Source organism: Chryseobacterium proteolyticum, from assembly GCF_046591535.1.
Taxonomy (GTDB): Bacteria; Bacteroidota; Bacteroidia; order Flavobacteriales; family Weeksellaceae; genus Chryseobacterium; species Chryseobacterium proteolyticum.
Window position 1 is genome coordinate 61185 of record NZ_JBJLWK010000002.1, and the last position, 26550, is coordinate 87734.

The following is a 26550-nucleotide window of genomic DNA, read 5'->3' on the forward strand; positions in this document are numbered from 1 at the left end:
ACCATGGCTTTTTCAAACCTGAAACTCATTGTAAGAAAAACCCGGCAGGATTTATTTAAAAGTAAACAAAACCTGCTCATTGCCATTACTGTTCTCCTGTTCTGCTTTATAAGCATTGGAATAGGTTTTACAAAATACGGTGAAACTTATTCAAAGATAAAGGAATACCGTAAAGAAACCCGTGAAAACTGGGAGCACAGGCCTGACAAGCATCCGCACAGGATGGCCCACTATGGTTATCTCGTTTTCAGAATCGGGCATCCGTTAAGTATTTTTGATAACGGATTGGACGATTACCTTGGAAATGTTATTTTCCTTGAAGCCCATAAACAAAATACCGCTAACCTTTCGGAAGCCGGAAGTTCAGGGACTCTCTTACGTTTCGGAGCGTTCAGTGCAGCATTCATTCTGCAGGCAATTGTTCCTTTGATTATTTTATTTCTCGGTTTTAGCCTGATTGTCGGTGAAAGAGAAGAGGCCACACTGAAAATCCTTACCGTTCAGGGGGCCTCCTCACGAGCTATTGTATGGGGAAAAATCCTTGGTCTCTGGCAGTTTTCTTTATTGTTTCTGATTCCTGTGATTGCCATCGTTTTAGTGGCTGGACTTATGGTTGAATCAAGCCGTTTTACTGATATTTTATCAAGAATACTGGTCCTTTTTCCGGCGTATATGATCTATTATTTTTTCTTCAGTACATTGACGGTTTTAATTTCTGCAAAAAGCAAAGCTTCGTCATCCGCCTTAATCAGTTTAATTGGCTCGTGGATAATCCTGTCGATTTTTTTACCAAAAGGAATTCAGTTTGCAGCGCAGAACCTCTATCCTACTCCATCAAGAATTGCCTTTGAAACCCAGGTAGAAGAAGATATTATGAAAGTAGGCGACAGCCACAACCCCAACGATCCGCATTTTAAACACATTAAAGATTCGCTTCTGGCAAAATACAGTGTGAAAACAACGGATGAACTTCCGGTTAATTACGGTGGAATTGTGATGAAAGAAGGAGAAAGAATCAGTGCAAAACTCTATGTTGATCATTTAAAAAGACTTCAGGACCAATACGATCAACAGCAAAAACTGAATGAAATTTTCGGTTTCATCAATCCTGTGATGGCGATTAAAAATCTTTCAATGACCGCTTCGGGAACAGATTATTTTGCGTACCGGCAATTTCAGAATCAGGCAGAGAAATACCGCTATACACTCGCCCAGCGAATGAATGATTTACAGATTGAACACATCCGTAACACCCCACCCAAAAAAGGTGAAAAACAGGCAATGGTAAGTAAAAAAAAACTGGCAGGAATTTCCTGATTTTCAGTATGAGTTTACGTCAGTTAAAGAAAGTCTGGGTAACCAGATTCTTCCTCTGGTTGCTATTCTTTTCTGGCTCCTTGCCTGTGTTCTGATGATTGAATTAAGTGCAAAAAATTTAAAATTAATCTAATGAATCATTATTTATTTAAACAGTTTTACCGCAACAAAGCCTACATTATTTCTTTGTTGATTCTTCTTTTTGCCGGTTTATGCTCTTTGTACACCGGTAAAAAATTTCTGGACAGGAATGAAGAAATTATGGCTAAAAGTGCAACCTATCAAAAAAACAGCATCGCTAAAAATGTGGAATTACACAGCGATAACATTGGTCTTTTACTCTATTATGTGAAATTTAATCTCGTGAATGAAATCCCCAGACTGGCTGCTTTAAATATCGGTTTGAGAGATTTGAACCCTTCCATTCAGGGCGTTACGATACGAAACCTGGAAGAACAGAAAAACAATTCCGATTTTTTCAACCCTGCGAATGCGGCGGTTGGAAATTTTGATTTCTCTTTTGTAATGATATTTCTTTTTCCACTCGTGATTATTGCTTTGTGCTACAATATCATTTCCGAAGACCAGGAAAAAGGAACCTGGAAATTACTTTCGGTGCAAAGTCAAAATGTAAGAAAGCTGATTGATGCTAAGTTGCTGATCCGTTTCCTGGCCGTAAGCTCGGTTTATTTTTTATTGTTAATTGCTGCCCTTTTTTACATTAAAATTCCGATAGATCCGGCCTTCGCTATTTTTGCTTTGTCCGGTTTTCTATATTTGGCTTTCTGGTTTGCCTTATGCCGATGGATTATTGGTTATCAGAAGTCCTCTTCGTGGAATGCTTTAACCCTGGTGATTTTCTGGCTGAGCATGAATTTTGTAATTCCGATGACTGCAAATATAATGATACAGAAATTGATTCCTGTAAAAGAAGGATTGCAGGCACAAATAGAACAACGGGAAGGTTATCACAACAAGTGGGATGAACCGAAAGTTCCTACAATGCAGAAATTCTATAAAATCTATCCCCAGTTCAGCCAATACAAGCTTGCGGAAAACAGCGACTTTTCTTACGCCTGGTATTACGCAATGCAGCACATGGCGGATGTGGAATCAGCGGCTTCTTCAAAGCAATATCATGAAAAAATGCGGAAAAGAAACAACGCAGCCGTTTACTTAGGGTATATTTTACCGAATATTCAGACACAATGGGTTCAGAGCAATTTTGCCGGAACAGGAATGGAAAATCAGCTAAATTATACAGAAAGCCTGAAAAATTTCCACGAGAAACAAAGGCTGTATTTCTATCCTTATATTTTTGAAAATATAAACGGAAAAATGATCGACTGGAAAAAACAGACTGTAAAAATCTTTACGGACTCTGAGAAAATTAATCTTTTCAGCTTGCTTCTTCCCTATTTCATTTTAATTTTTTTATTGCTAATCCTTTCACAAAACAAATTCAGAAAGCTATGTTAAAAACCATCAAACTTCACAAAAAATACAACGATTTTACCGCTTTAAAATCTCTTGATCTTGAAATTCAGGAAGGGGAAATCTTTGCCCTTCTCGGACAGAACGGAGCCGGTAAAAGTACAACTATCAATATTCTTTTAGGCCTGATTAAAGCTACTTCCGGTGATGCCTTCATTAACAATATTTCAGTAAAAGATCATCCCGAAAAAATTAAAAAACACCTGGCATACATTCCTGAAACTGTATTACTTTATCCGAATCTTACTGGAATTGAAAATCTTGATTTCTTTTCAAAAATTGCGGGATTTAATTATAATAAAGAAGAACTTTCTGGTCTTTTACAACAAACCGGTTTACAGGAAACTGCTCATAATAAACCTTTGGGAGGTTATTCAAAAGGAATGCGGCAGAAAGTCGGAATTGCTATCGCTCTCGCTAAAGATGCCAAAGTTCTGCTCCTTGATGAGCCGACCAGCGGACTCGACCCGATTGCCACCGCTGAATTTACAGAAATTGTAAGAATGCTAGGCCTAGAAGGACGAACTGTTTTAATGGCCACCCATGATATTTTCAACGCCGTAAGTGTTGCTACCAATATCGGAATTATGAAACAGGGAGAACTGGTCCAAAATATTCCATCCAAAGCGTTTTCAGCTGAAGAACTGAAGGAACTGTATTTGAAAACAATCTAATTATTTTGAATTTTAATTGAAATACATTATTGAATATGTATTGTAACTTTCTCTGTATTATCTTTCTTTACAAGAATCTTATGAATGCTTTGATCTCATAAGTAATAAGATGGAGAGACAAGGGCTCCTATCAACTTTACGGCCCTTATTTAATGGAAATAATTACAATGAATTACTTAAAAAAGTTTAATATATTTGTTAAAGATACAATTCGTCTTTATATTGATTAAGAATTTCACCTCAATGAGAATATATTTTGGCTATTTAGTTCTTCTGATATTATTTCCGTTACAAATACATGCGCAGCAAAATCTGTCAGCCGACGAATTATTTGCAAAAGCAAGAACTGCTGCGTTTGAAAATAAGGATTATACCAACTCTATTGTATTGGCTAAACAAGCCCTGGAAAAAGCCCCCGATTATACCGATATTTCAATTTTTTTTAGGAAGAGTTTATACGTGGAATAAGGATCCGGAGTCTGCAAGAACCGTTTTTGAGGCGCTTGGAAAAAAAAAATATACAGGATGAAGATTACTTTATTGCCTATGCATCCTTAGAATATTGGAATGACCAGTATAGTAAGGCCAAAGAGATCCTCGACAAAGGGTTGTCTTTTCATCCGCAATCTGAAGCGCTTTTACTTTTAAAAGCGAAAGTAAATTATGCGGACAAAGATTATATTGAATCCGAAAAAGCCATTAAATCCATTTTAGCCATCGATCCGAAAAACACAGAAGCCAACAGCCTTGCCGTAAAAGTGAAAGAGTTTACTTCTAAAAACGCTATAAGCATTCTTTATAACTATTCCCATTTTGATAAGCAGTTTGATGATGACTGGCATGTTGTAGGGATCAGCTATAAAAGGGCTACCCCTATTGGAGCCGTGATTATCAGAGGGAATTATGCCAACAAATTTGCTCAAGACGGTACCCAGATTGAGCTGGAAGCTTATCCACGGTTATCAAAAACATTTTACTTGTATGTGGGAGGTGCCTATTCCAATGATGTCGGGCTTTTCCCGAAATACCGCACAGGAGTATCCCTGTATGCTAATCTTCCTAAGAGTTTCGAAGGAGAAATCGGATACAGACAGCTTTATTTCAGCAACAGCATCTGGATGTACACAGCATCTATCGGAAAATATTACAAGAATTTCTGGTTTAATATAAGAACCTACATTACGCCGGATAACAAAAATATCTCGCATTCCTATACCGGAACAGTACGCTATTATACGAAAAGTGCTCAGGATTATATTGGCTTTCAGATCGGCACGGGAATAAGCCCTGAAGAAAACCGAAATAACCTTCTTGAAAATGAAACTTTTAAGCTTAAAACTTTTAAAGTAGGTGCTGAATATAATTTTACAGTACAATCCAATATATTCTCTGTGGGAACCATGTATTACAACCAGGAATACCTTCCAAATACAAAAGGAAACCAGTTTGATATTACTCTAGGCTACACAAGAAAATTTTAGACTGTTTTATTTATTTTTTTTCATAAAATTAATAACTACAGAATCAGGCATTAGTTTCTTCGTGGTATAAAAACTTGAATTCATCCTTTTAAACTGGTTAAAACGCCCATTGATCATATTCAGGGCAGAAGCATCATTAGAAGGTTCTTCCTCTGAGTTTTCAAGGGTAAACAACTCCCCGTCGTGAAGATAATATTGATCTGAAACAAAATCAGCCATCATATTTTTACTCTGCATCATAGGGATTCCCGCTTTTCCTGGTTGAAGATCCGGAGAAAAGCCCCGTCCTACCCATGTAACAGTAGATGGCGTACGGAGTTTATAATTATTTCTGTAATAGGCTACAATAGAAGGAGCAACATCAAAGTGACTTGCCGTTTTGTGAAAACGTTTTGTTTCCTTCAGTAATGGTGAATAAATCAGTAACGGCACATGAAACCTGTCAATCTTAGACTCCAGTGTGATCTCCGGCATACTATGATCTCCTGTAATAACAAAAATCGTACGTTGAAAATCCGGACGTTTACTGTAGTTTTCAAAGAAGTTTTTCAAAGCATCATCTGCATTAAGCAAAGCAACCAATTGGTTTTTAAAGCCCGCCGCCCATTTTTTCTGCTCCGGATTTAAAAGATTGGATTGCAACCTTTCGTTATAAAGTTTTTCATAATATTCTTTGTTATTAATCAGAAACGGATTATGGGTGGAAAGGGTAAGAAGCATTTTAAAATAAGGCCTTTGCTGTAATTTCTGGGTTTCCAGCATCTTTCTGAAAACGGCCTGGTCTTCATATCCCCAACTGTCTCCATTGTTTGCCGGCAGTCTTTTGTAAGCCCCTCCATACGATCCAATGTCTACAATATGATCTACTTTACTGTACTCGAGGAAGTTTCGGTATCCGTCAAACAACAAATTTCCGCCGTAGTGAAATCCCGTTTCAAATCCGTTGGCTTTCAGTATATTAAAAAGGTTAAAATTTTCCGGTGTTTTTTCAATTTCCAGAAATCCGTTTTTTCCGAAAGGAAGTGATCCTGTAAGCGAAGGTAAGGCTCCGAATGTTCTTCCTGCAGAGCTAAGGCAATTCTCCCAATATAAACTTTTATTAGACAAAGAATCCAGAAACGGCGTAAAGTTTCCGACATAACCTTTAGGAGAGGTGTATGCATGTCCAAAACCTTCCATCACAATAAATACAAGATTTGGAACCTCATCGGATCTGTTGAAATAAGATCCCAAAAAATCGGGAGTATCCTCTTTTCTCCAGAAAGGAAATGACTTGTCGAGCATTTCAGCATCGGCTGTAAAGCTTTCTTCCCCATTAATTATTTCTCCGATTTCCGGGTGATCGCTGATAAAATTCTCTTCATTGGAGATAAAGAAATAGTTCCATTTACTCTTTGAAGCTGTCTGGCCGAAGGTATTATTTGTCTGGTTTAATTCCTTTGACTGAAACATATTATTGGGAACAAAAAAAGCAATCAGGCCAAGGCTTAAAAAAGCGATCCCGATATATTTCGACTTCAAAGCGGATTTTACGGCCATCCATAATGGAATGATACATATCGCAATCAAAACGATCAATAGTGCAATATTTTTTAAATTAAGCATTCCGCTTGCTCTTAAAATCTGTTTGATCTCATCTTTGTTGTAATAAAAAAGATCTGCCCCAAGCATATTTTGGGTCTCAGAGAAATATAAAAACAGAATATACTGTACTACGGTCACCAATCCGAATAGGACAAGTGCTGATAAGTTGGCCCAATTCTCTTTTACGGAATTGATAATTAAATAAATAATTCCAAAGCCAAATATCAGTTTAAACGCAAACAAAATATTTTCAAAAAAAAAGATTTCCTGCAATTGAAGAAGGATTCAGACTTGGAAAAGAATATCTGTACCAAAGCCATTCTGCTGTGATCCCTACCAAAAATAAAAGCAAAAAAACGGCTGATACCATTCCGAGTTTTTTCAACCCATTATTAAGAATCGCGGATATTCTTTCTTTTAAAGGTAAATTTTTGGTATTCTGATTAAACCCCTGTCTTGTCATCTCACCCCAACCGTGGGATTTTTTAAAATAATCTATAAATCCTTTTACCCCGGCTTTCACCACGATGGGATGGAAATAAAACGGTTCTGAAAACGCAGTACCGATCAAGGTTAGAAAATCTTTCCTTTTGGTATAAACCTGATAGCTAACAAGATCCACCAAAATCCCATAAATAGAGTAAAGAAATCCCATCGATACGACCAGGGCAAACAAAATCACGAAAAACGGCCAATTGATAATTCCTAATAAAAGGAAAATTACAAAGATTATATATCCAGAAAATTCAACCAAGGGACCTAGAAATTCAAAGAAAAACCAATAAGGAAGACTTACCATGCCCAGCTTTCCGTATTTTGGGTTAAACATCATGTTCCGATGTTTCCACAAAGTTTCGATGGTTCCCCGCATCCACCGGTTACGTTGTTTTTTTAAGGATATCTTTGCTTTCAGGAACTTCCGTCCAGCAAAGCGGATCAGGAATTGTAAGAACTTCATAAGGCTCATTCTTTTCTTCCATATACTTTCTCATACGGACTACCAGCTCCATATCCTCTCCTACCGTAGTTTTATCATATCCACCGCATTCCAAAACTATTTTTCTGTCGAAAACTCCAAAGGCCCCGGATATCAGGATTAATCCCGATGCCCGCGCCCATGCCATTCTTCCAAGAACAAAAGCACGGATATATTCCAACGCCTGGGTTTTACCGAGGAGCGTTTTTGGCATATTTACACTTACTACTTTTCCATCTTCAATAACGCAATTATTAGCGAGACGGATCACACCTCCGCAGGCGATAATTTTTTTTATCAGTTTGTTCCAGAAACGGTTTTGCCAGTTTTAAAATGGCATCCTGCTCCAGGATACAATCCACATCAATACACACCAGATAATTTCCTGAAGAAACATTAATTCCTACATTTAGGGCATCAGCTTTACCTCCGTTTTCTTTATCTACGACAATAAGCTTTTTAAAAGCCTGGTTTTTACTCTTATAGATGCCTTTTATTCTATTGGTTTCAATTGTACCTTGTACAAAAAAAGACACTCTTTCAAGCTCATAAGCTTCGATCAGTTTCTGCATGGAATCATCCTTACTTCCATCGTTAATGATGATAATTTCCAGGTTGTGATAATAGAGAGATAACAGGGACCTTACATTTTCTACAATGGTCATTCCCTCATTATAAGCGGGAGCGAGAAGGCTGAAGGTAGGCGAATTGGGATTAGCGGCAATAATGCTGTAATCGGTAAATGTATTTTCTTTTTTATAACGTATTACAGCTCCTAACGCATATATTCCGACCCAGCCGTAAATAATAACTACTGCCGTCCCATACAGCAGGAATAACCATATAACAACTTCATAGATAATGTGTGAGAATTCTAACATACTTTTTCCTGGACTGCGTGTTTTATAATTTGAATTAATTCTTCGGACGACGTTTCATCTTCCGAAAGTTTTGATAAGTATTCCTTATATCCCAATGCAGCAAGAGCTTCCGCTGCATACAACTTAATCCCTGTATTGATATTTTCCAATAATTCTTTTTTGAGTAAGCCTATACAGGACTGATCCTTAGAGACTTTCATCACACGAAGAATTTCAAGCTGGACTTCATAAGGCTGGTTGGGATACACTTTTGTAAGGAACTGAATGGTCAAGGGATCTTCCAATGACAAAAGCGTATGCACGGCCTGTATTCTGACCTCAACTGATGAATGCTCCAGAAGATCGGCCACCATCGGATAAAAAGAAAGCAATTGAAATTTCCTTACCAACTTTAAAGTAAAAATGATAACTGAGCTATTTGAACTTCTAAGCCAGCCTTCAATAGCTTCTCCTGAGTTTTCAGGTATGCTGGTAATGGAGAGAAGCAGCCGGAGCTGTTGCCATTCTGAAATTATCCCCGAAGCGGTACTCAAAAAATCCAATCCTTCAAAACCTTTAAAGCTTACCATGGCATATTGCGCTTCCTGGTAGACCTGTGCGGAAGGATGGGATAAAAAAGAGGAAATTTTGGGAAGGTCCTCCATTGCGTTCATGACCGTAAGTTCCTGTATCCCTCCGGCAATAAGATATGTTTTTTTCTGATCAAGCTTTTTAGCGGCTTCCTGCCGGAGATTGTATTCTTTAAATAGGTTTTTAATTTTAATTTTTGCAGCCCCTGAAAATTTCTTTTCGGAATCTACCAGTTTTTGCAGGAATAGATTTCTAAATGAAGGACTCCTGGAAAGAAGTACAAAATTCTGATCAAGAGCAACTTCTTCATCTTCATAAACAATAACTTCCGATATTTTTTGATTAATAACCTTCATCCACCCCGAGATTCTCACAGATTCTTTGTACCGAAAAAAAACTGTAAACAAGAATCCCTGTAATCAATAACAATACGAGAGACAACATCCCAAGGAAGATAAGAAACAGAAAATGTACAGAAGTGGTTAGCAGCATCGTTCTATTATTTAGGGGTAAATCTTTTTATCCTCAACATCAATTCATTGGGACTGAACGGCTTTACAATAAAATCAGAAGCTCCCAGATCAAAAGCGTTTAGTACCACCTCTTCCTGCCCCATACTGGATAGCATAATGACAGGAATCTCCTTTCCCATGGTTTGTATGGCAGAAAGTATTTCTATTCCTGAAGCAAAAGGCATCATGATATCGGTGATGGCAAGGTCTACATCTTTCTCTTTTAAGGTTTCGATGGCTTCTTTACCATTACGGGTAAGGATTACTTCATGCCCTTCTTTTAATAATTTGTGTTCTATCGTTTTTAGAATCAGTTCATCGTCTTCAGCGATCAGAATCAACATAGTCTTTTGTTTTTATTTTATTAAACCTTTTATTAAATTTAATCCGATTGTTATTTCATTGATAATTTCCTGCTGTAAAGAGGTGAAATCCATAGTTTCATCCGCTTTCTTTTCCCAGTATAAAGCAGTTTCTGCCAGCTTTATCAATCCGGCAGTTCCGGCTGTACCTTTTAGTTTGTGAAGGACTTTCTTCAACTCATCTCTGTTTTCTTCAGCCGATGCAGTTCTTATATTATTTTCCGCCTCAGAGAGCTGTTGGATTACCAGATCCAGGAAAATCGCTCTAAAATCATCATCGTCCCCCGTTTGATCATTGAGAAGATTCAGATCAAGATATTTCTCAGTTTTTACAGTATTTCCGGTTTCTATTGTTTGAACGGAGATGTATTTTTCTAGCATTTCCAAAAGATCCGACTGTCTCAGGGGTTTCGGAAGAAAATCATTCATTCCGGACATGATGCATTTTTCCTTTTCCCCGATGATGGTTCCTGCTGTTACACCAATGATCGGAACATCCTGATATCCTGGAAGAAGACGAATTTGTTTAGTAGCTTCAATACCATCCATTACCGGCATTTGGACATCCATCAGTATCACCGAAAAATGTTTGTTTTTACATTGTTCCACTGCTTCCAGTCCATTTACCGATTCTGTAAGCTCAGCATCGGGAATCAAAGATTTCATCATTTTGTTGTTAAGAACCATATTCACAGGGTTATCATCAACAAGTAAAACCTTAAGATGCGGTGGAAATAAAAAATTTTCTGCTTCCTGCTCATCAGCTGCCGGTATTTCTTTTACATGATCGTGTACTACACGTTTTAAAGTTCGGTAGAGTTCTTCTGATTTTATAGGTTTTAACAGGAAGTAGGAATTTTCTTCTTGCCGGAAAGAGTTGAGTACATCATGCTCTTCCGAAGAAGTATGAAGGATAACCAGGGGTGAAGTTTCATTTTTTTGAGCAAATAATTCCTTAATTTTCTCAATAGTTTCCAACCCTGAAATAATGGGCATATGATAATCCATCAAAATAACATCAAAATGTTCTCCATCCAATAAAATCTGCAAAGCTTCCATCCCGTTGGCTGCTAATTTTGACCCAATATTTTTATAGGCCAGCATGTGCTGGAGAATGATCCTGTTCGCCTCATTATCATCAACAATAAGAACTTTTTCTATTTTCAGTTCTTCTTCTTCAATACCTTCAGATTCCTCATAGGGAACTTCAATGTCAAAGAAAAATACGGATCCTTTTTCCGGTATACTGTTCAGGGAAAGATGGCTTCCCATATAGCCCAGAATATTATTGGATATCGTTAGTCCCAGTCCTGTTCCCCCGTAATGCTTGCTGATGGAACTGTTTTCCTGGGTAAAGGCATCAAAAATATGCTGCTGCTTTTCAAGCGGAATACCTATCCCGGTATCTCTTACGGAAAATCTTAATGATATATTTTGTCCTGTGATATTCAGCTTTTCTACTTTAAGCTCAATTTCGCCACGATGTGTAAATTTAACGGCATTACCCAACAGATTAATGAGAATCTGTTTCATTCTGGATTCGTCAAGCCAAAGTACTTTCGGCAATCCCTGTTCAATATTGAGTAGCAACTCAATGTTTTTTTTTCTGTGATTGATAAAGGATCACATTGATGACCTGGCTAACTAAATCATAAACATTCGATCTTTCGATAAGGAGTTCCATTTTTCCAGATTCTATTTTCGAAAAATCCAGGATATCATTAATTATATTGAGTAGATTTTCCCCCGATTCATTGATATAATTAAGATATTGAGTCTGTATTTCATTGAGAGGAGTTTTCAAAAGAAGATCTGAAAATCCGATCACTCCATTCAGAGGTGTACGGATCTCATGACTCATATTGGCAAGAAATTCTGACTTTGCTTTGCTTGCAATATCCGCCATTTTCTTTGCATTTTTGAGTTCTTCATTAGTTTTTACAATATCGGTAATATTCTGTACAGAGACAATTATTCCACCTATTACGCCATCAGAAAGATACCATGGTCCTACTTCCAGGTTATAATGTTGGATGCCTTCTTTATGTGGAACTTCAATGGCAAAATCATCATTTTTATAGACCTTGCCTTCTAAAGCATTTTTGTAGATGGCCTTTCTTTCTTCAGGAACGTTAGGAGAAATGGTATAAATATTCTCTCCCATCAGCTCCATATTATTCATATTGAATTCTTCCTTCCAGCTTGTACTTACCGAAACATAATTAAGTTCTTTATCAAACATCGCTACTGCAACGGGAACATAAGTAGCAAAAGACTGCATCATTGCTTCTTTCTTCTCCAGTTCCAGATATATATTTTTAAAAGCATCAATATCCTGAATGATTCCGTACACCCTGGTACATACTCCGTTTTCAAACTCCGGAATTCCTTTTACTCTTACCCAGATCGTAACTCCATCATTGCGGACAAGCTGAAATTCCGCATCATAAGGAATACCTTCTGAAACAGCCCGGTTAAATAAGAACTCAACTTTTTGTTTATCTTCTTCTTTATAAAAACCGATTGCATTTTCAAAGTCGGGCTGGAATTCCTGATCTATTTTATGGATTTCTTTTGCTGTTTTGGACCAGATTACAGATTTATTTTTAAGGTTGACTTCCCAGCCACCCACCTGAGCGACCGAGCTCGTTTGCTCAAGCATTTTCTTGGCATAAAGAAGATCCCTTTCCAGGCTCATTCTTTCCGTTACGTTCAACGCTGTACTTACCACATACGGTTTTCCGTCTTTATCAATTTCCACAAGATTATGGTACATCCAGATCAGTTCTTCACCTTCTTTTGACTTGAGGATCATTGTTCCGAAATCTTCCTTGTTCTGATTGATCCGTTCTAAATATTTTTCCAGCAAAGAACTATTTTGTTCAGGAACGAGATCTTTCAGATTTAAACCGTTTACTTCCTCCGCAGAATAATGCAGGGTTTCTCTACCTTTTTGATTCACCTCAAGAATATTTCCTTCCATATCATGCATGCTCATCAACCCGATGGCATTTTCGAAGAAGCTTCTAAAACGGCGTTCGGAACTTTCAAGCTGGCGCTTTTCTTCGATATGCTGGGTAATATTAATGCCGAAACAAAAAATCTCAGAATGGTCATGGTTTTGCTTCAGGTACCATTCTATAATTATAGCACCAGCGTCATCAGTTTTTGTAGAGGTAGTAAAAACCAGTTCCTCATCTGTCTTAAGAAAGCTTTCGAGTTTGAGTTGCCAATCGTCATCCTGCTTTTTTATAATCGTTAAAAAACTCTGATTAACTGCTTTTTTTGGAGCTATGCCGAATATTTTTTCAAAGGTGGAATTTGCTTCTTTAAGGATAAATTTGTTATCAAGAACGCAAATCAGGTTATTGGAAATATCAAAGGTCTGTTGGAAATATTCAGCCTGTTTATTCTTTTTTTTGCTGATATATAAATTGGTGATAGCTTCTCCAATTTTTTTCAGAGTATCTATTTGGTTATCTGAGAGGTTTTTAGGCTTAAAATCAATAACGCACAGTGTACCTAATGCAAATCCTTCATCATCTATCAGCGGTACCCCTGCATAGAAACGGATACCACTTTCCAGAATTATAGAATTCCCGGATGATCTGTCGTCAGCGAGCGTATCAGGGATCACCAACACATCTCCGTTTGCAATAGAATACTGGCAAAGTGTATTTTCACGCTCCACACTATCCAAAGAAATCCCAATACAGCTCTGTATCATCTGGACATCACTTTCCATAATAGCAATAAGAGAGCTGGGACAGTCGGTAACCAGACAAGCAGTTTCTGCAAAAATATCTAATTGAGGATCCTTTGGCAGATTCAGAAGATCAAATAGTTCCAGTTTTTTTTACTCTCCCCTGTTCATTATTAGGCACTGGATAATTCCCCATAACATTAACTAATATTTTGTTTTATGTTAAATATAGTTATAAAATCATTATGGGAAACTATTTTTTTACAACATCGTCAGTATATTCAATTAATATTATTTAATAGTACATTACGATTACAAATATTCAAAATTACAGTTGCGGAAAATTTAATCTTCAATAAAAATATCTGATAAAACGATTATTACATTTCCATTCCGGTTTAACTCATTCAATCGGAGCCAATTGTCGATAAAATTATTTGATAACAATCTCATCAAGGTCACAAGACCTCATGCAAAGATTACATTCTTCGATGTTTTTAATTTTAAAATTCGTTGCTGTAATCACAGATTGAGCGACAATATTCATTTTGAGTTGATAACTTAAAACAGTCACTCTTTTGCTAATCTCCTTACCATACCTTTAAAAATAATCCCATGAAATGGTAAGACAGAATACCAGTATAATCTCCCGGTCAGTCCATGCGGCCGGAAAACCGCTTTTTGCCAGAGCTTTCCTTTATAAGTTTTAAACATGAGCCATGCCTCACCGGGAAGTTTCATTTCTGCGAAGAGAATAAGTTTTCCTTCTTCTTTGTTTGCATATAAAACACGCCAAAAATCCAAAGCATCACCCTCGTGAAGTTGATCGGGATGTGTCCTCCCACGCCGTAATCCGGGTCCACCAATCAATAGATCCAAAAACCCTCGTATTTTCCATAGGCTTTGCCCGTACCAGCCGTTTGTCCCTCCTAAAGAAAAAACCCGGTCCAGACATTTTTCACGATCATCGTATTCTGCAGTTCTTAGATCCGTAAAGCATCCATATTTTGGGACATCAAGATAATTTTTCAGATTGGAATCACTTCTGCTGCTGATAAAGCTGTCCTTCCAGCTTGATATAATTTCCTTATCCTGAATTTTAGCGAGAGTTCTTCTTAAGGCTGTATCATATGAAAATGGCTGAACACCCGTAATCTGTTTTATTTCCAGTAAGCTTTCTGGTCTGCATACCACCTCAATTTTCATACTTCCAACCAGTGCGGAAGCCAAATTATAGGATGTTGAAGTAATAAAATACAACCAATACGAGGACAGTTTGGGTGTCATTACAGGAACTGTAAAAATCTTTCTTTTCAGCCCTCTGATTTTAGCAAATTCCAAGAGCATTTCTTTATAAGTCAACACATTATCACAACCTATATCAAAATTTCTACGATAGGCCTTTTCTTTAAATAATGTAAAAATCAGAAAATCAAGAACGTTGGCAATTCCTATCGGCTGACATTTTGTGTGAAGCCACCTTGGAGCGATCATTATGGGTAATTTTTCTACCAGATCTCTTATAATTTCAAAAGAAGCACTTCCTGATCCAATGATAATTCCGGCTCTTAAGACCGTGGCAGGAATTTTACATTGCATAAGAATCTTTTCAACCTCAAACCGGGAACTTAAATGTTGGGATAATTCTTTTTCGTTGACAAGACCCGAAAGATAAATGATGTGTTTGCATTCCGTGTTCTCAATAAAATTGGAAAAGTTAACAGCGCATTCTTTTTCTTTTTCAGCATAATCATTGCTATTGCTCATCGAATGCATAAGATAATACGCTCCTGAAATATCTTTCGGAATATTTTCCAGGGTTTCAGGTTTTAAAAAATCTACTTCCACTACTTCCACCTGACTATCGTTAATATCGACACTTTTGGAAAAACGATTTTTATCTCTGCAACAACAGATAACCCGATAACCCTGAGCAGCGATAACGTCGATCATTCTTTTTCCGATGTATCCGGTTGCGCCGGTGAGCAGAATTTTTTTTCATAGGATTAGGCTTTGGTGGTTTGACAATGTTTGCCGGTGAAAGAAAAAATTATACCTTTTCTAAAAGATGTCCGAAATAATCTTTCTTTTTTGCCAGGTAACTTTCATTGACCTCATTCGACTCTATTTCCAGCGGAATTCTATTCTTTAGCTTAATTCCACTGTTATCAAGAGATTTCAGCTTTTCAGGATTGTTGGTCAGCAGATTAATTTCATTTACTTTTAAAATCTTCAGCACTTCTATCGCGATATCAAAATTTCTGCCATCAGCCGGTAATCCCAGTTTCAGATTAGCTTCTACCGTGTCAAAGCCTTTTTCCTGAAGTGCATAAGCTCTCAATTTGTTGATGATTCCGATATTCCGACCTTCCTGACGCAGATAAATAATCATTCCGCCGTTCTCATGCACATATTTCATAGCAGCATCCAGCTGTTGCCCGCACTCGCATTTTTTAGAATGAAAAACTTCGCCGGTGATACACTCCGAATGAAAACGCACATTCACCGCAGTACTAAAATCTGTATTTTCCGCCACCCAAACCAGATTCGGATTCCAATCATCTTCGAACTCTGAAAATGCATAAACAGTAAACATTCCAAAATCAGTTGGAATATTCGATTGCGCTTGTATTGTCAACATAATTTAAAAATTAAAAAATCATATAGTACAAATTTATACTTTATTTTAAATAAAAATAAAATTATTTACTAAATTTGTAGATAAATACATTTTCTTGTGCAGGAAAATCCAATATCACACAGGAAAAAAAAACTGAATTATATATTGAATACCAAAAAGTTACAATAAATGAAAGAGAAGTCCCGGATCAATGTTTCACTAAGTACAACCTTTCGAAATTAATTTTTTTGACAAGGTGAAATAAAATAAAATTGAGCATTGATAAAATGCAGACCATCAAGGCTCTCAAGAGTTAAAATAACAACCGGCCTATTAATCCGGAGAACAGGCAAAACTTTACAACCCTAAGCAAGAATTCAGACGATTATGGCTAAAATAATAAAACATACCGCTCAACTGATTTTTCCGCATCAGCTTTTTGAGGATACTGATTACCTTATCCAAGATCAGCCGGTATTTTTGATAGAGGAATTCTTATTTTTCAGGCAATATGCGTTTCATAAACAGAAGATAGCTTTTCATCGTGCGACAATGAAGTTCTATGAACATACATTGAAAAAATCCGGTTTTGAGGTTGAATATATCGAAAGTTCATCAAAATACTCAGACATCAGAAACTTAATTCTGAAACTGGAAAACGACCATTTTAAAACTATAAAAACGACAGATGTTTGTGATAATTGGCTGGAAAAAAGATTAAGACAAACCAAATTAGATCTTGAAATTCATGACAGCTCTCTTTTTTTGAATACCAAAGAAGAGCTGAAAGATTACTTTGAAGGGAAGAAATCATACCATCAGACTGATTTTTACAAGCAGCAGAGAATCACCCGGAATATCCTGATGAAGGCAGGAAAACCGCTGGGAGGAAAATGGACCTATGATACGGAAAACCGAAGAAAATATCCTAAAAATAAAAAAGCACCTTTCATATATTTCCCGAAAAACAATCAATATTATGAAGAGGCGAAAGAATATACCGAAAAACATTTTTCAAAAAATTACGGAATTCTTACAGATGAACAGCTTTATCCTACAACTTTCAAAGAAGCTGAAAAGTGGCTTGAGCAATTTCTGGAAATACGTTTTCCGGAATTTGGCATTTATGAAGACAGCATCGTGGAGAAAGAATATTTTCTGCATCACAGTGTTCTTTCTCCATTAATGAATGTAGGACTTTTAACTGCGGAAAATGTTTTGGAAAAAGCCATTTCCTTTGCAAAGGAAAATGATATTCCGGTAAACTCACTGGAAGGTTTTGTTAGACAAATTTTGGGGTGGAGAGAATTTGTCCGGGGCGTTTATCTTTATCAGGGTGTGCATCAGCGGAATAAAAATTACTGGAAACACAAGCAAAAACTTCCGGGATCTTTTTATACCGCTAAAACGGGAATCCAGCCAATTGACAGCTCAATTCAGAAAATTCTAAAAACCGGCTATGCACACCACATCGAAAGGCTGATGATTTTTGCTAATTTAATGAACCTCTGCCAATTCGATCCTGATGAAGTATATCAGTGGTTTATGGAAATGTTCATTGATTCTTATGACTGGGTAATGGTTCCGAATGTGTATGGAATGAGCACCTTTTCGGATGGTGGCAAAATGAGTACGAAACCCTACATCAGTGGCAGCAATTACATCAAAAAAATGAGCGATTATCCTAACGGAGAATGGGCAGAACAATGGGATTCACTTTTCTGGAACTTCATCAATGATAACAAGGATTTTTTCGCCAAAAACCCAAGGCTGGGCATGATGTTGAGAACGCTTGAAAAAATGCCGGAAGAGCAACGGAAAGAGCATATAAAAAGAGCAAAAGCATTTATTGAAAATCTGAAATAATGAATAAAAATTTCAACATACGGGAAAGGGACCGGATTATCGAGATGGCCTGGGAAGACCGTACTCCATTTGAAGCTATAGCATTTCAGTTTGGGATCAGAGAATCTGAAGTGATTGAAATAATGCGTGCTGAATTAAAAGAATCGAGTTTTAAACTTTGGAGAACAAGGGTGAATTCCGGCGTGAGTCAAAAACATTTAAAAAAGCGAAATGAAGATATCATTCGCTTTAAATGCAGTAGACAAAGAACCATTAGCAACAATAAAATTTCTAAAAGATAATAGAGTAATCATGAAAAATATTGTCATCGTCGGATGTGGAAAAGGAATTGGACATGCAACAGCAGAAATCCTTTCCGAACAAAATAAAATCATAGGAATTTCAAGAACAATAAATCCCGGGGTAAATCACGCTAATATAACATTCCATCAAATGGATATTCTTTCCGGAAATTTAGATGAAATTACTTTTCCTGAAGTTGTAGACGGATTGGTGTACTCTCCCGGAAGCATTAATCTTAAACCGTTTAACAGGCTTTCCATAGATGAGTTCAAGAGTGATTTTGAAATTAATGTGATAGGAGCAGTGAAAGTTATTCAAAAGCTTTTACCGAATCTTAAAAAATCTGAAAGTGCCTCTATTGTACTTTTCAGTTCTGTAGCGGCAAAACTGGGAATGCCGTTTCACTCTTCAATTGCTGCCAGCAAAAACGCGGTGGAAGGCCTTACCAAAAGTTTAGCGGCTGAATTTTCGGCACATAAAATCAGGGTAAATGCCATTGCCCCTTCTTTGACAGATACTGAGCTCGCCTCAAACCTCTTATCAACTCCTGAAAAAAAGGAAGCATCCGCTAAAAGGCATCCTCTGCAAAGAATTGGAAATGCCGAAGAAATTGCGGAAATGACAGCTTTTTTAATTTCCGATAAATCTTCCTGGATTACGGGCCAGATTTTTGGAATCGACGGTGGAATGGGAAGTGTGAAACTTTAACGTAAAAAGATATATTTTTAGATTAAATTTGTGCCATGAATACCGATTTTTTCATTGATTTGCTTCATCAGGTAAAAGAATTTGAAAACTCCGAAGCTTGTAAACCTCATTCTACCACTGAGGATTTCCGTCTTTGGCTCAATGATCAGAAATACAGAAAAGAAAGCCCTACAAAGCTTTTTAAAAATGAAGAGCATCAGGTTGCTTTTACCGAAAATGAAATCTGCAAACAGGTTCTGCTTTTGGCAAGATATTCCAAGCAACTTATTAGAAAAGGACTTAATGACTTTCCTGAATTAGCCAATGAAGAATTCACCTATCTGTATAGACTGAAAGATGAACCAAACCTGACTAAAATTCAGCTCATTGAAAGAAACGGACATGAGAAACAGACGGGGACTCAAATTATCAAGCGTTTATTGGAATACGGTTTAATTGAAGAAAAAAACGACAGCGAAGACAAAAGAAGCAAACGTCTGAACATCACTAAAAAAGGAGAAGATTATTTCCACCGTTCTGTTAAAAAAGTAAATATCACTTCAAGAATTCTTGCCGGAAAGCTTGAAAATAATGAAAAAAATGAATTTCTGGAATTACTCAGAAAGCTTAATGATTTTCATTCTAATCTTTACTTTCAATATAAAAATTCTAATATTGACGAGATTACTGAAGCATTCGACTAGATCCAGAATTACGTGAAGTTTAAACCATGATCTCCTTAAATCGCCTATTCCCGGACCGACACCGGTTGTAAAGGCTAAACCACCAAATAAAGATTCTCTCTTCGAGGTTGCTTTTTTGTTTCTTTAAATGAGATCTTTTTCTCAATTTTCCTATCTTTAAATTTTCAAGTAAGAATTTTCTATGAGCAAGCCTTCTGATCCTAATGCAGAAATGATGAAACGCCTGCAGGACATGCAGAAAGAACAGCTTATCATTGTCCGTTTAGCCAAAGACTTTTCTACCGTTTTAAACAAAAAACAACTTCTTTCTGTTCTCAATACCTCTTTCAAAACTGAACTGGGCTTTAATGATTGTATGATCATCATGGATTACAGAGGGACTATTGAAATGCTCATCAGTGGGATTGAAAATCAAAATTATACTATAGATCATGCAATTGATACGTATTTAAAAAAATGCCTTGATTCCGCGGAACCCCTGTTTTTTGATCTTAAAGAATTGTCATCACTTCCTTCCTGTTTTACCGAAGTTAGAAATTCGGGAATGCGAATGGCTGTGGGATTAGGTTTGCCTGCTGTTAATGAAAATAAAAATGTGCTTTTCCTTTTCTACAGAAATTTTATCTCAAGAGATGCTATTCCGGAAAGGATTTTAAACGGCGTTTCTACCCAGGTTTCCATTACTCTTCATAATATTGATGTTCAGGAACAATTGAAAGCGTTTCAGGAAAATATCCAGATCTTTCCTAAAGAAACTGAAGAAGAAAAGAAAAGTGAGTATGGTTTCCATGGAATTGTGGGACAAAGTGAAATAATGCAGACTATTTTTGAACAGATCTCACAGGTAGCTCCATCACAATCCAATGTCATCATCTTTGGAGAAACGGGTACAGGAAAGGAGCTTATAGCAAAGGCTATTCACGAACTTTCAGAATTTTCGGGAAAGAAGATGATCAGAATAAACTGTGCGGCCATTCCTGCCAATCTGATAGAATCTGAACTTTTCGGGCACGAAAAAGGAAGTTTTACCGGAGCAACCGAAAAGCGGAAAGGAAAGTTTGAACAGGCGCACAACAGCACCATTTTTCTGGATGAAATAGGTGAACTTCCCCTGGAATTGCAAGCCAGACTTCTGAGGGTTCTTCAGGAAAAAGAAATCGAAAGGATCGGGGGAAACAAAAGAATAAAAGTGAATGTAAGGATCATTACGGCCACCAACAGGAATCTTGAAAAAGAAGTGGCGGAAGGACGGTTCAGAAGCGATCTTTTTTACAGACTGAATGTTTTTCCTATCCATCTTCCTGCCTTACGGGAAAGAAAAGAGGATATTCCTTTACTGGCTGACTATTTCCTTGAAAAACTCTATCCTAAGACAGGCAAAAAGATTACCGGTTTTTCTCAGAACGTGGCAAAAATGATGATTGCCAATCCATGGCTCGGTAATATCCGTGAACTGGAAAATATGGTTGAAAGAAGCATGCTGACGGCAAAAGGAAATATGATCAGGGAAATGGATCTTCCGAAAGTGATTGATTACCAAAATACAGATCAGGATTTTCAGGTTAAAACACTGCAGGAATTCGAAAAGGAATATATTCTAAAAATAATCAAAAAATGTAATGGCCGCATTTTTGGCGAAACAGGCGCTGCAAAATTACTGGGATTGCCTCCCACAACTCTGATATCCAAAATGCAGAAACTCGGAATAGAAAAAAAACACTATTTCAAGGGATCTGAATAATGTTTGTCAAGCTCCATTTCTATTTTCCCGGAAGACAAAGCCCAGAAAATCCAAAGGCCTAAAATGATCAGCAGCGACAAGACCGGGATCCAGAACGACAGGATTAATGCAATCACATAAATCGGAAGCCCGAACAGGTAATTATTATGGATCTTTTTTATAGAAGCATCGGTAATACCGGGACGCAAAAGTTTTTTATTCCGGGTGGCCAGAAACCATAATAAATTGTAAGCAAGATTGATCAGAACAAAAATACCGGTATAGAGTGCCACAACAACAGAGGAAGCTTCACCGTCAAAATACCTTGCCAGCAAAGCGGTAGGATAAGAAACTGCTGAAACAAGAAAAAGGATCAGTCCATTCGCAAACATAATTGCGGAATTCCGACTGTAGATCTGTTTGAAGATCTTATGATGGTTTACCCACATGATGAAAATGCTGAAAAATGAAAGGATAAATGCCAGAAATGCCGGCCATTGATTCTTCAGAAAGACCAGCAGATCGTTCCCGTTCTGTATTGAATGCTCTTCAGGGAAATGAAGATCCAATACCAAAAGCGTAACGGCTATTGCAAAAACGCCATCACTGAATCCTTCTATTCTGAGTGTTTCTTTTTCCATAATTACCTGATTGATTTATTATCTGATACTCTGCGTAGTAAAGGCATAATGATTTTGTCCTCAATTATTTGAAGAATTATGATTAAAAAAATGAATGAAAATATGGTCTCCGGTTAGCTTTGCCCGTGATTATTTATAGCCTTTGTCAATTCCTAATTTTTTCATTTTGGAGTATAAAGTCTGAGCTTGTATTTTCAGCAGCTCTGCAGCACCGCCCGGTCCGGAAACTTTTCCATTGGAAGTCTGAAGCGCACTCATAATATGATCTCTTTCCATATCTTCCAATGATTTTAGCTGGCCTGGCATTTCAGAAGATTTTTCAATGATTTTGGGCAGATCAAAGCTTTCTATTTCTGCGGTTTTGGCCAACAGAACACTTCGTTCGATCAAATGCTCCAGCTCACGAATGTTTCCCGGCCAGTGATAATTCAGCAACTGTTCTAATGCTTTTTCACTGATAGAAGTGATATTTCTTCTCGAAGCAGCGGCATATTTATTCAGGAAAAAATGGGCCAGCAATACGATATCTTCCTTTCTTTCTCTCAGCGAAGGCAATTCAATAGGGAAAACATTCAAACGGTAATACAGATCCAGCCTGAATCTTCCTTCCGCCACTTCTTTTTCCAGGGAGCGGTTGGTCGCTGCAACAATTCTTACATTTACTTTAACTGTATTATTTCCACCAAGCCGTTCAATTTCCTTTTCCTGTAAAACTCTCAGTAATTTAACCTGTGAATCCAGTGGCAGTTCCCCTATTTCATCCAGGAAGACGGTTCCTCCGTTGGCCTGCTCAAACTTTCCGATCCTCAATGTATTGGCACCCGTAAAACTTCCTTTTTCATGCCCGAAAAGCTCGGATTCGATAAGTGCATGCGGCAATGCAGCACAATTGACCACAACAAGAGGATGCGCGCTACGGTCTGAAAGCTCATGGACAGAATGTGCCACTTTTTCTTTTCCGGTTCCGCTCTCTCCGACCACCAGAACAGACGTATCTGTAGGAGCTACTACCCTTATTTTTTCAACGACATCCTGAAGTACCTTGCTTTTCCCGATAATTCCTTCAATCACTTCGTTGTTTCCGTTATATGTGCACAGTTCACAGCCTCTTTCCATATCATAACGGTATCTGGCAATATCAAGCATAACAATCATATCACGCTCCCGGAAAGGTTTTACCATAAATCCGTAGGGCTGCGTTTCTTTCACTGCTTCCAGAGTAGACTGGTTGGTATTGGCTGAAATATAAAGAAAAGGCAGATTCATTTCACGCAGTTCCCAGGCGAGATCAATTCCTGTGAGGTCTCCTTTTAAAATGATATCAAGAAGTACCCAATCCGGCTTGCTGTCTGCAATCAGTTTTCTGGCCTGAACCACCGAAGATGCGATTCCTGTGATCTGGTAACCGGCTTTCATCAGCATCAGCTTCAGATCATTGGCTACAATAAATTCATCTTCTACAATTAATATTTTTTCTTTCATGATAGTCAGCCTTTAGTTGGAAGGAGTTATTTCTGTATTTCTTCTGAATGTAATTGTAATTTTTAATCCACTTTTATTTTCGAGATGGAAGGTCCCGTCTAACTGGTCAGTAAGCCCCCGCATCAGGTTCATTCCCAGAGATTCCGTTTCTTCAATATTGAAATCATTGGGAAGCCCTACTCCATTATCTGATATAATCAGTTCACAAAGATGGTCATCCGTATTTTTGAATGAGACGGAAACTTCACCTTTCCGGTCATCCGGAAACGCGTATTTTACCGTATTATTGACTGCTTCATTAACAATTAATCCCATAGGAACCGCCTGGGCGACGTCAAGTAGCACTTTATCAGTATCCACTGTGAAATTAATTTTTTTGTCATACGAATAACATTCTTTGATATAACTGATCAACTCATAAATATACCATGACATATCAATCATCGAAAGATTATCAGACTGATAAAGTTTCTGATGGATAATGGACATAGCATGCATTCTGTGCTGGCTGTTCTGGATGGCCATCAGGGCATCTTCATTATCCAGATAAGCAGACTGCGTATTCAGCAGGCTGATCACAATCTGCAGATTGTTTTTGACCCTGTGATGGATCTCTTTTAAGAGCCATTCTTTTTCGGCAAGTAATTTTTTCAGCTGTTCGTTTTGTTCATCAATCTGCTTACGTTTCAGTTCCAGGTTTTTATTGGCATTGCTTTTTAATCTTGATCGGTTATACAGCAAAGCAGCAAAAAGGATCAGCGCCAGAATACTTCCAATGAAAACATATCTGATAAATGTATCATTCGCAATCTTAATATCCTGCAATTTTGCTTTCTGGGTCAGCAGCTGAATGTTTTTATCTTTCTGTTCTGTCTCAAACTGAATTTTAAGACTGTTGATCTGCTTGCTTTTTTCGCCGTTAAAAACAGAATCGGAAAATTTTTTGTACAGCTGATAATGCTGTATAGCATCCAGGTATTTTCCCTGTATGGAATCTGCTTTGAACCACATTAAATGGTTTTCCGAACGAAGCATATCATTTCCGTTATTTTTGGCTATCGAATCAAAAAGCCTCGCTTCGCGGTACATTTTATCAAAGTTCCGGGTCTGGTAATGATAAAAAACAAAGCTTCGCAGCAATGAAGCCTGCTGATTGTTCTTTTCTGCATTTTCACCGTAATAGGCGACCAGTTTTTTGTAGTAGGCTTCGGCTTTATTAAACTGCTTTAAAATAGTATAGGTGCTGAACAGGATATAATTTTCTGACATTTCAAAATCCTGGTCTACGATAGGGTAACGTTCTCTATATTCTTCTATCATGGTAATAGCCTGCTTAAACTTTTTCTGCCTGATCAGCATCGTAGAAATATTATTGGCAACGGTTCTGATGTAGCTGTTATCTTTATTTTTTTTAGCAGTAGCTAAGGATTTTTCCCAATATCTCATGGCATCGTCGTTCTGGCGGAGATAGTAATACACCATTCCGATATTGCTGTAAATAGAACACATCTGCAAAGAATAATCATTTACGCTTTCTGCTGTTTTTTCTGCCAGAAGACCATAACGGAGCGCTTCCCCATAATCCGCCTTCTGAATTTCAACCTGGGAAATAAGGTTATAAACACTCTGTAATTCTCTGAATTTCACCGACTGATAAACAGAAAGGGATTGCCTGAGCAAACCGAGCGCTTTATCAGGATTTTCTTTGATATAATATAGTTCTCCAAGATCTTTTAAGACGCCTGCCTGATTCAGTTTTGATCCTGAATTTTTAAAAAGTTCCAATGCTTTTTCTTTCAGTCTAATTTTAGTATCAAAATACTCGGGTTTATTGTCATACATATACGATAACTCGTTATATGCCTCTCCGGTCTGTTCCTTAAATTGATGGGTTTCAAAATAAGCAAGTGCTTCTTTCATTTTGGATAAAGCAATGTTTTTACTGCCTCTTTCTTTATCTAGTTTAGCATCCAGAAATATGAGCTTTCCGGCAGACATCGGATCTCCGGATTTCATATTCAGTGCTTTTGCCTGTCTGTTCAGAATAGCGGCACTGTCGAGATCAGCCTTCAACTCTCCTTTTTTACTAATATAATAGTTACTCAGCCGCAACAATAAAGCGGTTTTCTGAGCAATATTGGGGGAAGAGGAAATCTGTTTTCTCAACAGTGCAGGATTTTCTTGGATTTGTGCTTTTATACTCCATGAAAACATAAAAACCAATGAAAAATATACTACTTTAAATAGATTTTTAGATAAAAAATAAAGCCTGAAATTCATTTTTTAAAGGTAATATTTTATACCGTATTTTGCCATAGTCCCGTACTAGTTTTTACGGTGATAAAAATAGCAGATGATCATGGCCAGCCCCGGTAAAATCAATGTTTCGAGTCCAAATTGTTTTCCCGCATATGCCCCTAAAAAACAGCCTATCAGAAATCCAAGTATGGTAACCAACTGCTTCTTCAGGCTTGCCCAGGCTTCAGGGTGTTGAAAGCCACTTGACAGAAGCGTTCCAAAATCCAGGGAAGCCTGGGTTACATTTCCTGTCATCATGGTAGTAGGACCATGGGTTTCCTTTGCATAGAGTTTCCCAAAAGCATTCTGAAGCCCCATCGCAAAAACGGTCATCATAGCCACAGTATACATCATAACTTCTGAAAACGTTCCGTAGTAACTGAGAACGGCAACAATAATTCCGGCTAAAAAAAGCAATGTTCCTTCCCAGAATAACAGCGTGTAATGATTGATAACTTTCCCGGCAATCTTCCCTCCTGCCATAACCGCGAGAATAAAGACAGGAAAAGTAAGCAGCTTTACCCAGGCATGAATATCCGATCCCTTCACAAACTGATAGGCAAATACAATAAAGTTCCCTGTAACATGTGCCGAAAAAAGGGCATCTGCCGCTACAAATGTCACGGTATCACAGTATCCGGCAATCATGGTTAACAATAAGGTGACAAAACCGATATTATGTTTTACTTCCATTTT

Annotated in this window: 24 protein-coding genes; 10 read left to right on the forward strand and 14 right to left on the reverse strand. The window is 37.5% G+C overall.

What is annotated here, in order from left to right; translation table 11 throughout:
• Positions 1 to 3 precede the first annotated feature (3 nt).
• From ACJ5H0_RS06145 to ACJ5H0_RS06165, 5 genes are all read left to right on the forward strand, one after another.
• The gene (locus tag ACJ5H0_RS06145; protein WP_411248170.1) at positions 4 to 1317 is read left to right on the forward strand and encodes an ABC transporter permease; all 1314 of its coding nucleotides are present in this window, start codon (positions 4 to 6) and stop codon (positions 1315 to 1317) included.
• Between the two features lie 132 nt (positions 1318 to 1449).
• On the forward strand, positions 1450 to 2796 hold the full coding sequence (locus ACJ5H0_RS06150) for a DUF3526 domain-containing protein (RefSeq protein ID WP_411248172.1): 1347 nt from the start codon (positions 1450 to 1452) through the stop codon (positions 2794 to 2796).
• The gene (locus tag ACJ5H0_RS06155) at positions 2790 to 3485 is read left to right on the forward strand and encodes an ABC transporter ATP-binding protein (protein WP_172279092.1); all 696 of its coding nucleotides are present in this window, start codon (positions 2790 to 2792) and stop codon (positions 3483 to 3485) included. The genes ACJ5H0_RS06150 and ACJ5H0_RS06155 overlap by 7 nt, the downstream gene beginning before the upstream one ends.
• Positions 3486 to 3728: 243 nt before the next feature.
• Positions 3729 to 3953 (forward strand): hypothetical protein, encoded by a 225-nt coding sequence (locus ACJ5H0_RS06160; protein WP_411248174.1) that lies wholly within the window; start codon positions 3729 to 3731, stop codon positions 3951 to 3953.
• 35 nt (positions 3954 to 3988) lie between these two features.
• Complete coding sequence (locus ACJ5H0_RS06165; protein ID WP_411248176.1) at positions 3989 to 4966, forward strand: YaiO family outer membrane beta-barrel protein; 978 nt, start codon at positions 3989 to 3991, stop codon at positions 4964 to 4966.
• Between the two features lie 6 nt (positions 4967 to 4972).
• Here ACJ5H0_RS06165 and ACJ5H0_RS06170 read toward each other — a convergent pair whose 3' ends face one another.
• The 10 genes from ACJ5H0_RS06170 to ribA all read right to left on the reverse strand — a co-directional run bounded on the left by ACJ5H0_RS06170 (position 4973) and on the right by ribA (position 16195).
• Positions 4973 to 6793: an LTA synthase family protein gene (locus ACJ5H0_RS06170; RefSeq protein ID WP_411248178.1), complete on the reverse strand. Its 1821-nt coding sequence runs from the start codon at positions 6791 to 6793 to the stop codon at positions 4973 to 4975.
• A gap of 7 nt (positions 6794 to 6800) precedes the next feature.
• The gene (locus ACJ5H0_RS06175) at positions 6801 to 7508 is read right to left on the reverse strand and encodes a glycosyltransferase family 2 protein (protein WP_411248180.1); all 708 of its coding nucleotides are present in this window, start codon (positions 7506 to 7508) and stop codon (positions 6801 to 6803) included.
• The gene (locus ACJ5H0_RS06180) at positions 7429 to 7740 is read right to left on the reverse strand and encodes a glycosyltransferase family 2 protein (protein ID WP_411248182.1); all 312 of its coding nucleotides are present in this window, start codon (positions 7738 to 7740) and stop codon (positions 7429 to 7431) included. The genes ACJ5H0_RS06175 and ACJ5H0_RS06180 overlap by 80 nt, the downstream gene beginning before the upstream one ends.
• A 40-nt stretch (positions 7741 to 7780) precedes the next feature.
• Positions 7781 to 8407 (reverse strand): glycosyltransferase family 2 protein, encoded by a 627-nt coding sequence (locus tag ACJ5H0_RS06185; protein WP_411248184.1) that lies wholly within the window; start codon positions 8405 to 8407, stop codon positions 7781 to 7783.
• A complete protein-coding gene (locus tag ACJ5H0_RS06190; RefSeq protein ID WP_411248186.1) occupies positions 8401 to 9333 on the reverse strand; it encodes a hypothetical protein in 933 nt (310 codons plus the stop codon). The genes ACJ5H0_RS06185 and ACJ5H0_RS06190 overlap by 7 nt, the downstream gene beginning before the upstream one ends.
• 143 nt (positions 9334 to 9476) lie before the next feature.
• A complete protein-coding gene (locus tag ACJ5H0_RS06195) occupies positions 9477 to 9833 on the reverse strand; it encodes a response regulator transcription factor (RefSeq protein ID WP_172279099.1) in 357 nt (118 codons plus the stop codon).
• Positions 9834 to 9845: 12 nt separating this feature from the next.
• Positions 9846 to 11441, reverse strand: coding sequence for a response regulator (locus ACJ5H0_RS06200; RefSeq protein ID WP_411248188.1), 1596 nt, complete (start codon positions 11439 to 11441; stop codon positions 9846 to 9848).
• Position 11442: 1 nt separating this feature from the next.
• Positions 11443 to 13701: a PAS domain S-box protein gene (locus ACJ5H0_RS06205; RefSeq protein ID WP_411249482.1), complete on the reverse strand. Its 2259-nt coding sequence runs from the start codon at positions 13699 to 13701 to the stop codon at positions 11443 to 11445.
• Between the two features lie 423 nt (positions 13702 to 14124).
• Positions 14125 to 15546: an SDR family oxidoreductase gene (locus ACJ5H0_RS06210; protein ID WP_411249484.1), complete on the reverse strand. Its 1422-nt coding sequence runs from the start codon at positions 15544 to 15546 to the stop codon at positions 14125 to 14127.
• 58 nt (positions 15547 to 15604) lie between these two features.
• Positions 15605 to 16195, reverse strand: coding sequence for a GTP cyclohydrolase II (gene ribA / locus ACJ5H0_RS06215; protein WP_273648457.1), 591 nt, complete (start codon positions 16193 to 16195; stop codon positions 15605 to 15607).
• Positions 16196 to 16561: 366 nt separating this feature from the next.
• Between ribA and ACJ5H0_RS06220 the strand changes: the two genes are divergently transcribed.
• The 5 genes from ACJ5H0_RS06220 (at position 16562) to ACJ5H0_RS06240 (ending at position 21454) form a co-directional block, all read left to right on the forward strand.
• A complete protein-coding gene (locus ACJ5H0_RS06220; protein WP_411248190.1) occupies positions 16562 to 18040 on the forward strand; it encodes a cryptochrome/photolyase family protein in 1479 nt (492 codons plus the stop codon).
• Positions 18040 to 18321 carry a TIGR03643 family protein gene (locus ACJ5H0_RS06225; RefSeq protein WP_172279109.1) on the forward strand — a complete coding sequence of 94 codons (282 nt, stop codon included), beginning with the start codon at positions 18040 to 18042 and terminating at the stop codon, positions 18319 to 18321. Before ACJ5H0_RS06220 ends, ACJ5H0_RS06225 begins: the two co-directional genes overlap by 1 nt.
• A gap of 10 nt (positions 18322 to 18331) precedes the next feature.
• Positions 18332 to 19030: an SDR family NAD(P)-dependent oxidoreductase gene (locus tag ACJ5H0_RS06230; RefSeq protein ID WP_411249486.1), complete on the forward strand. Its 699-nt coding sequence runs from the start codon at positions 18332 to 18334 to the stop codon at positions 19028 to 19030.
• A 35-nt stretch (positions 19031 to 19065) separates the two neighbouring features.
• On the forward strand, positions 19066 to 19713 hold the full coding sequence (locus ACJ5H0_RS06235; RefSeq protein WP_172279111.1) for a MarR family winged helix-turn-helix transcriptional regulator: 648 nt from the start codon (positions 19066 to 19068) through the stop codon (positions 19711 to 19713).
• A 181-nt stretch (positions 19714 to 19894) separates the two neighbouring features.
• A complete protein-coding gene (locus ACJ5H0_RS06240; RefSeq protein WP_411248191.1) occupies positions 19895 to 21454 on the forward strand; it encodes a sigma-54 interaction domain-containing protein in 1560 nt (519 codons plus the stop codon).
• Here ACJ5H0_RS06240 and ACJ5H0_RS06245 read toward each other — a convergent pair.
• The 4 genes from ACJ5H0_RS06245 to ACJ5H0_RS06260 all read right to left on the reverse strand — a co-directional run bounded on the left by ACJ5H0_RS06245 (position 21433) and on the right by ACJ5H0_RS06260 (position 26547).
• The gene (locus ACJ5H0_RS06245) at positions 21433 to 22074 is read right to left on the reverse strand and encodes a TMEM175 family protein (RefSeq protein ID WP_411248193.1); all 642 of its coding nucleotides are present in this window, start codon (positions 22072 to 22074) and stop codon (positions 21433 to 21435) included. The two genes, ACJ5H0_RS06240 and ACJ5H0_RS06245, sit on opposite strands and share 22 nt — an antisense overlap.
• Before the next feature lie 129 nt (positions 22075 to 22203).
• Positions 22204 to 23556: a sigma-54-dependent transcriptional regulator gene (locus ACJ5H0_RS06250; RefSeq protein WP_411248195.1), complete on the reverse strand. Its 1353-nt coding sequence runs from the start codon at positions 23554 to 23556 to the stop codon at positions 22204 to 22206.
• A gap of 12 nt (positions 23557 to 23568) precedes the next feature.
• Positions 23569 to 25722, reverse strand: coding sequence for a tetratricopeptide repeat-containing sensor histidine kinase (locus ACJ5H0_RS06255; RefSeq protein WP_411248197.1), 2154 nt, complete (start codon positions 25720 to 25722; stop codon positions 23569 to 23571).
• Positions 25723 to 25881: 159 nt separating this feature from the next.
• Positions 25882 to 26547 (reverse strand): YoaK family protein, encoded by a 666-nt coding sequence (locus ACJ5H0_RS06260; RefSeq protein WP_172279121.1) that lies wholly within the window; start codon positions 26545 to 26547, stop codon positions 25882 to 25884.
• Between the last annotated feature and the right edge of the window lie 3 nt (positions 26548 to 26550).

Coding starts and splice junctions, on each gene's coding strand:
- ACJ5H0_RS06145 (WP_411248170.1), top strand. CDS start 4: ATGGCTTTTTCAAACCTGAAACTCATTGTAAGAAAAACCCGGCAGGAT.
- ACJ5H0_RS06150 (WP_411248172.1), top strand. CDS start 1,450: ATGAATCATTATTTATTTAAACAGTTTTACCGCAACAAAGCCTACATT.
- ACJ5H0_RS06155 (WP_172279092.1), top strand. CDS start 2,790: ATGTTAAAAACCATCAAACTTCACAAAAAATACAACGATTTTACCGCT.
- ACJ5H0_RS06160 (WP_411248174.1), top strand. CDS start 3,729: ATGAGAATATATTTTGGCTATTTAGTTCTTCTGATATTATTTCCGTTA.
- ACJ5H0_RS06175 (WP_411248180.1), bottom strand. CDS start 7,508: ATGAAGTTCTTACAATTCCTGATCCGCTTTGCTGGACGGAAGTTCCTG.
- ACJ5H0_RS06180 (WP_411248182.1), bottom strand. CDS start 7,740: ATGCCAAAAACGCTCCTCGGTAAAACCCAGGCGTTGGAATATATCCGT.
- ACJ5H0_RS06185 (WP_411248184.1), bottom strand. CDS start 8,407: ATGTTAGAATTCTCACACATTATCTATGAAGTTGTTATATGGTTATTC.
- ACJ5H0_RS06190 (WP_411248186.1), bottom strand. CDS start 9,333: ATGAAGGTTATTAATCAAAAAATATCGGAAGTTATTGTTTATGAAGAT.
- ACJ5H0_RS06195 (WP_172279099.1), bottom strand. CDS start 9,833: ATGTTGATTCTGATCGCTGAAGACGATGAACTGATTCTAAAAACGATA.
- ribA (WP_273648457.1), bottom strand. CDS start 16,195: ATGTTGACAATACAAGCGCAATCGAATATTCCAACTGATTTTGGAATG.
- ACJ5H0_RS06220 (WP_411248190.1), top strand. CDS start 16,562: ATGGCTAAAATAATAAAACATACCGCTCAACTGATTTTTCCGCATCAG.
- ACJ5H0_RS06225 (WP_172279109.1), top strand. CDS start 18,040: ATGAATAAAAATTTCAACATACGGGAAAGGGACCGGATTATCGAGATG.
- ACJ5H0_RS06230 (WP_411249486.1), top strand. CDS start 18,332: ATGAAAAATATTGTCATCGTCGGATGTGGAAAAGGAATTGGACATGCA.
- ACJ5H0_RS06235 (WP_172279111.1), top strand. CDS start 19,066: ATGAATACCGATTTTTTCATTGATTTGCTTCATCAGGTAAAAGAATTT.
- ACJ5H0_RS06240 (WP_411248191.1), top strand. CDS start 19,895: ATGAGCAAGCCTTCTGATCCTAATGCAGAAATGATGAAACGCCTGCAG.
- ACJ5H0_RS06245 (WP_411248193.1), bottom strand. CDS start 22,074: ATGGAAAAAGAAACACTCAGAATAGAAGGATTCAGTGATGGCGTTTTT.
- ACJ5H0_RS06250 (WP_411248195.1), bottom strand. CDS start 23,556: ATGAAAGAAAAAATATTAATTGTAGAAGATGAATTTATTGTAGCCAAT.
- ACJ5H0_RS06260 (WP_172279121.1), bottom strand. CDS start 26,547: ATGGAAGTAAAACATAATATCGGTTTTGTCACCTTATTGTTAACCATG.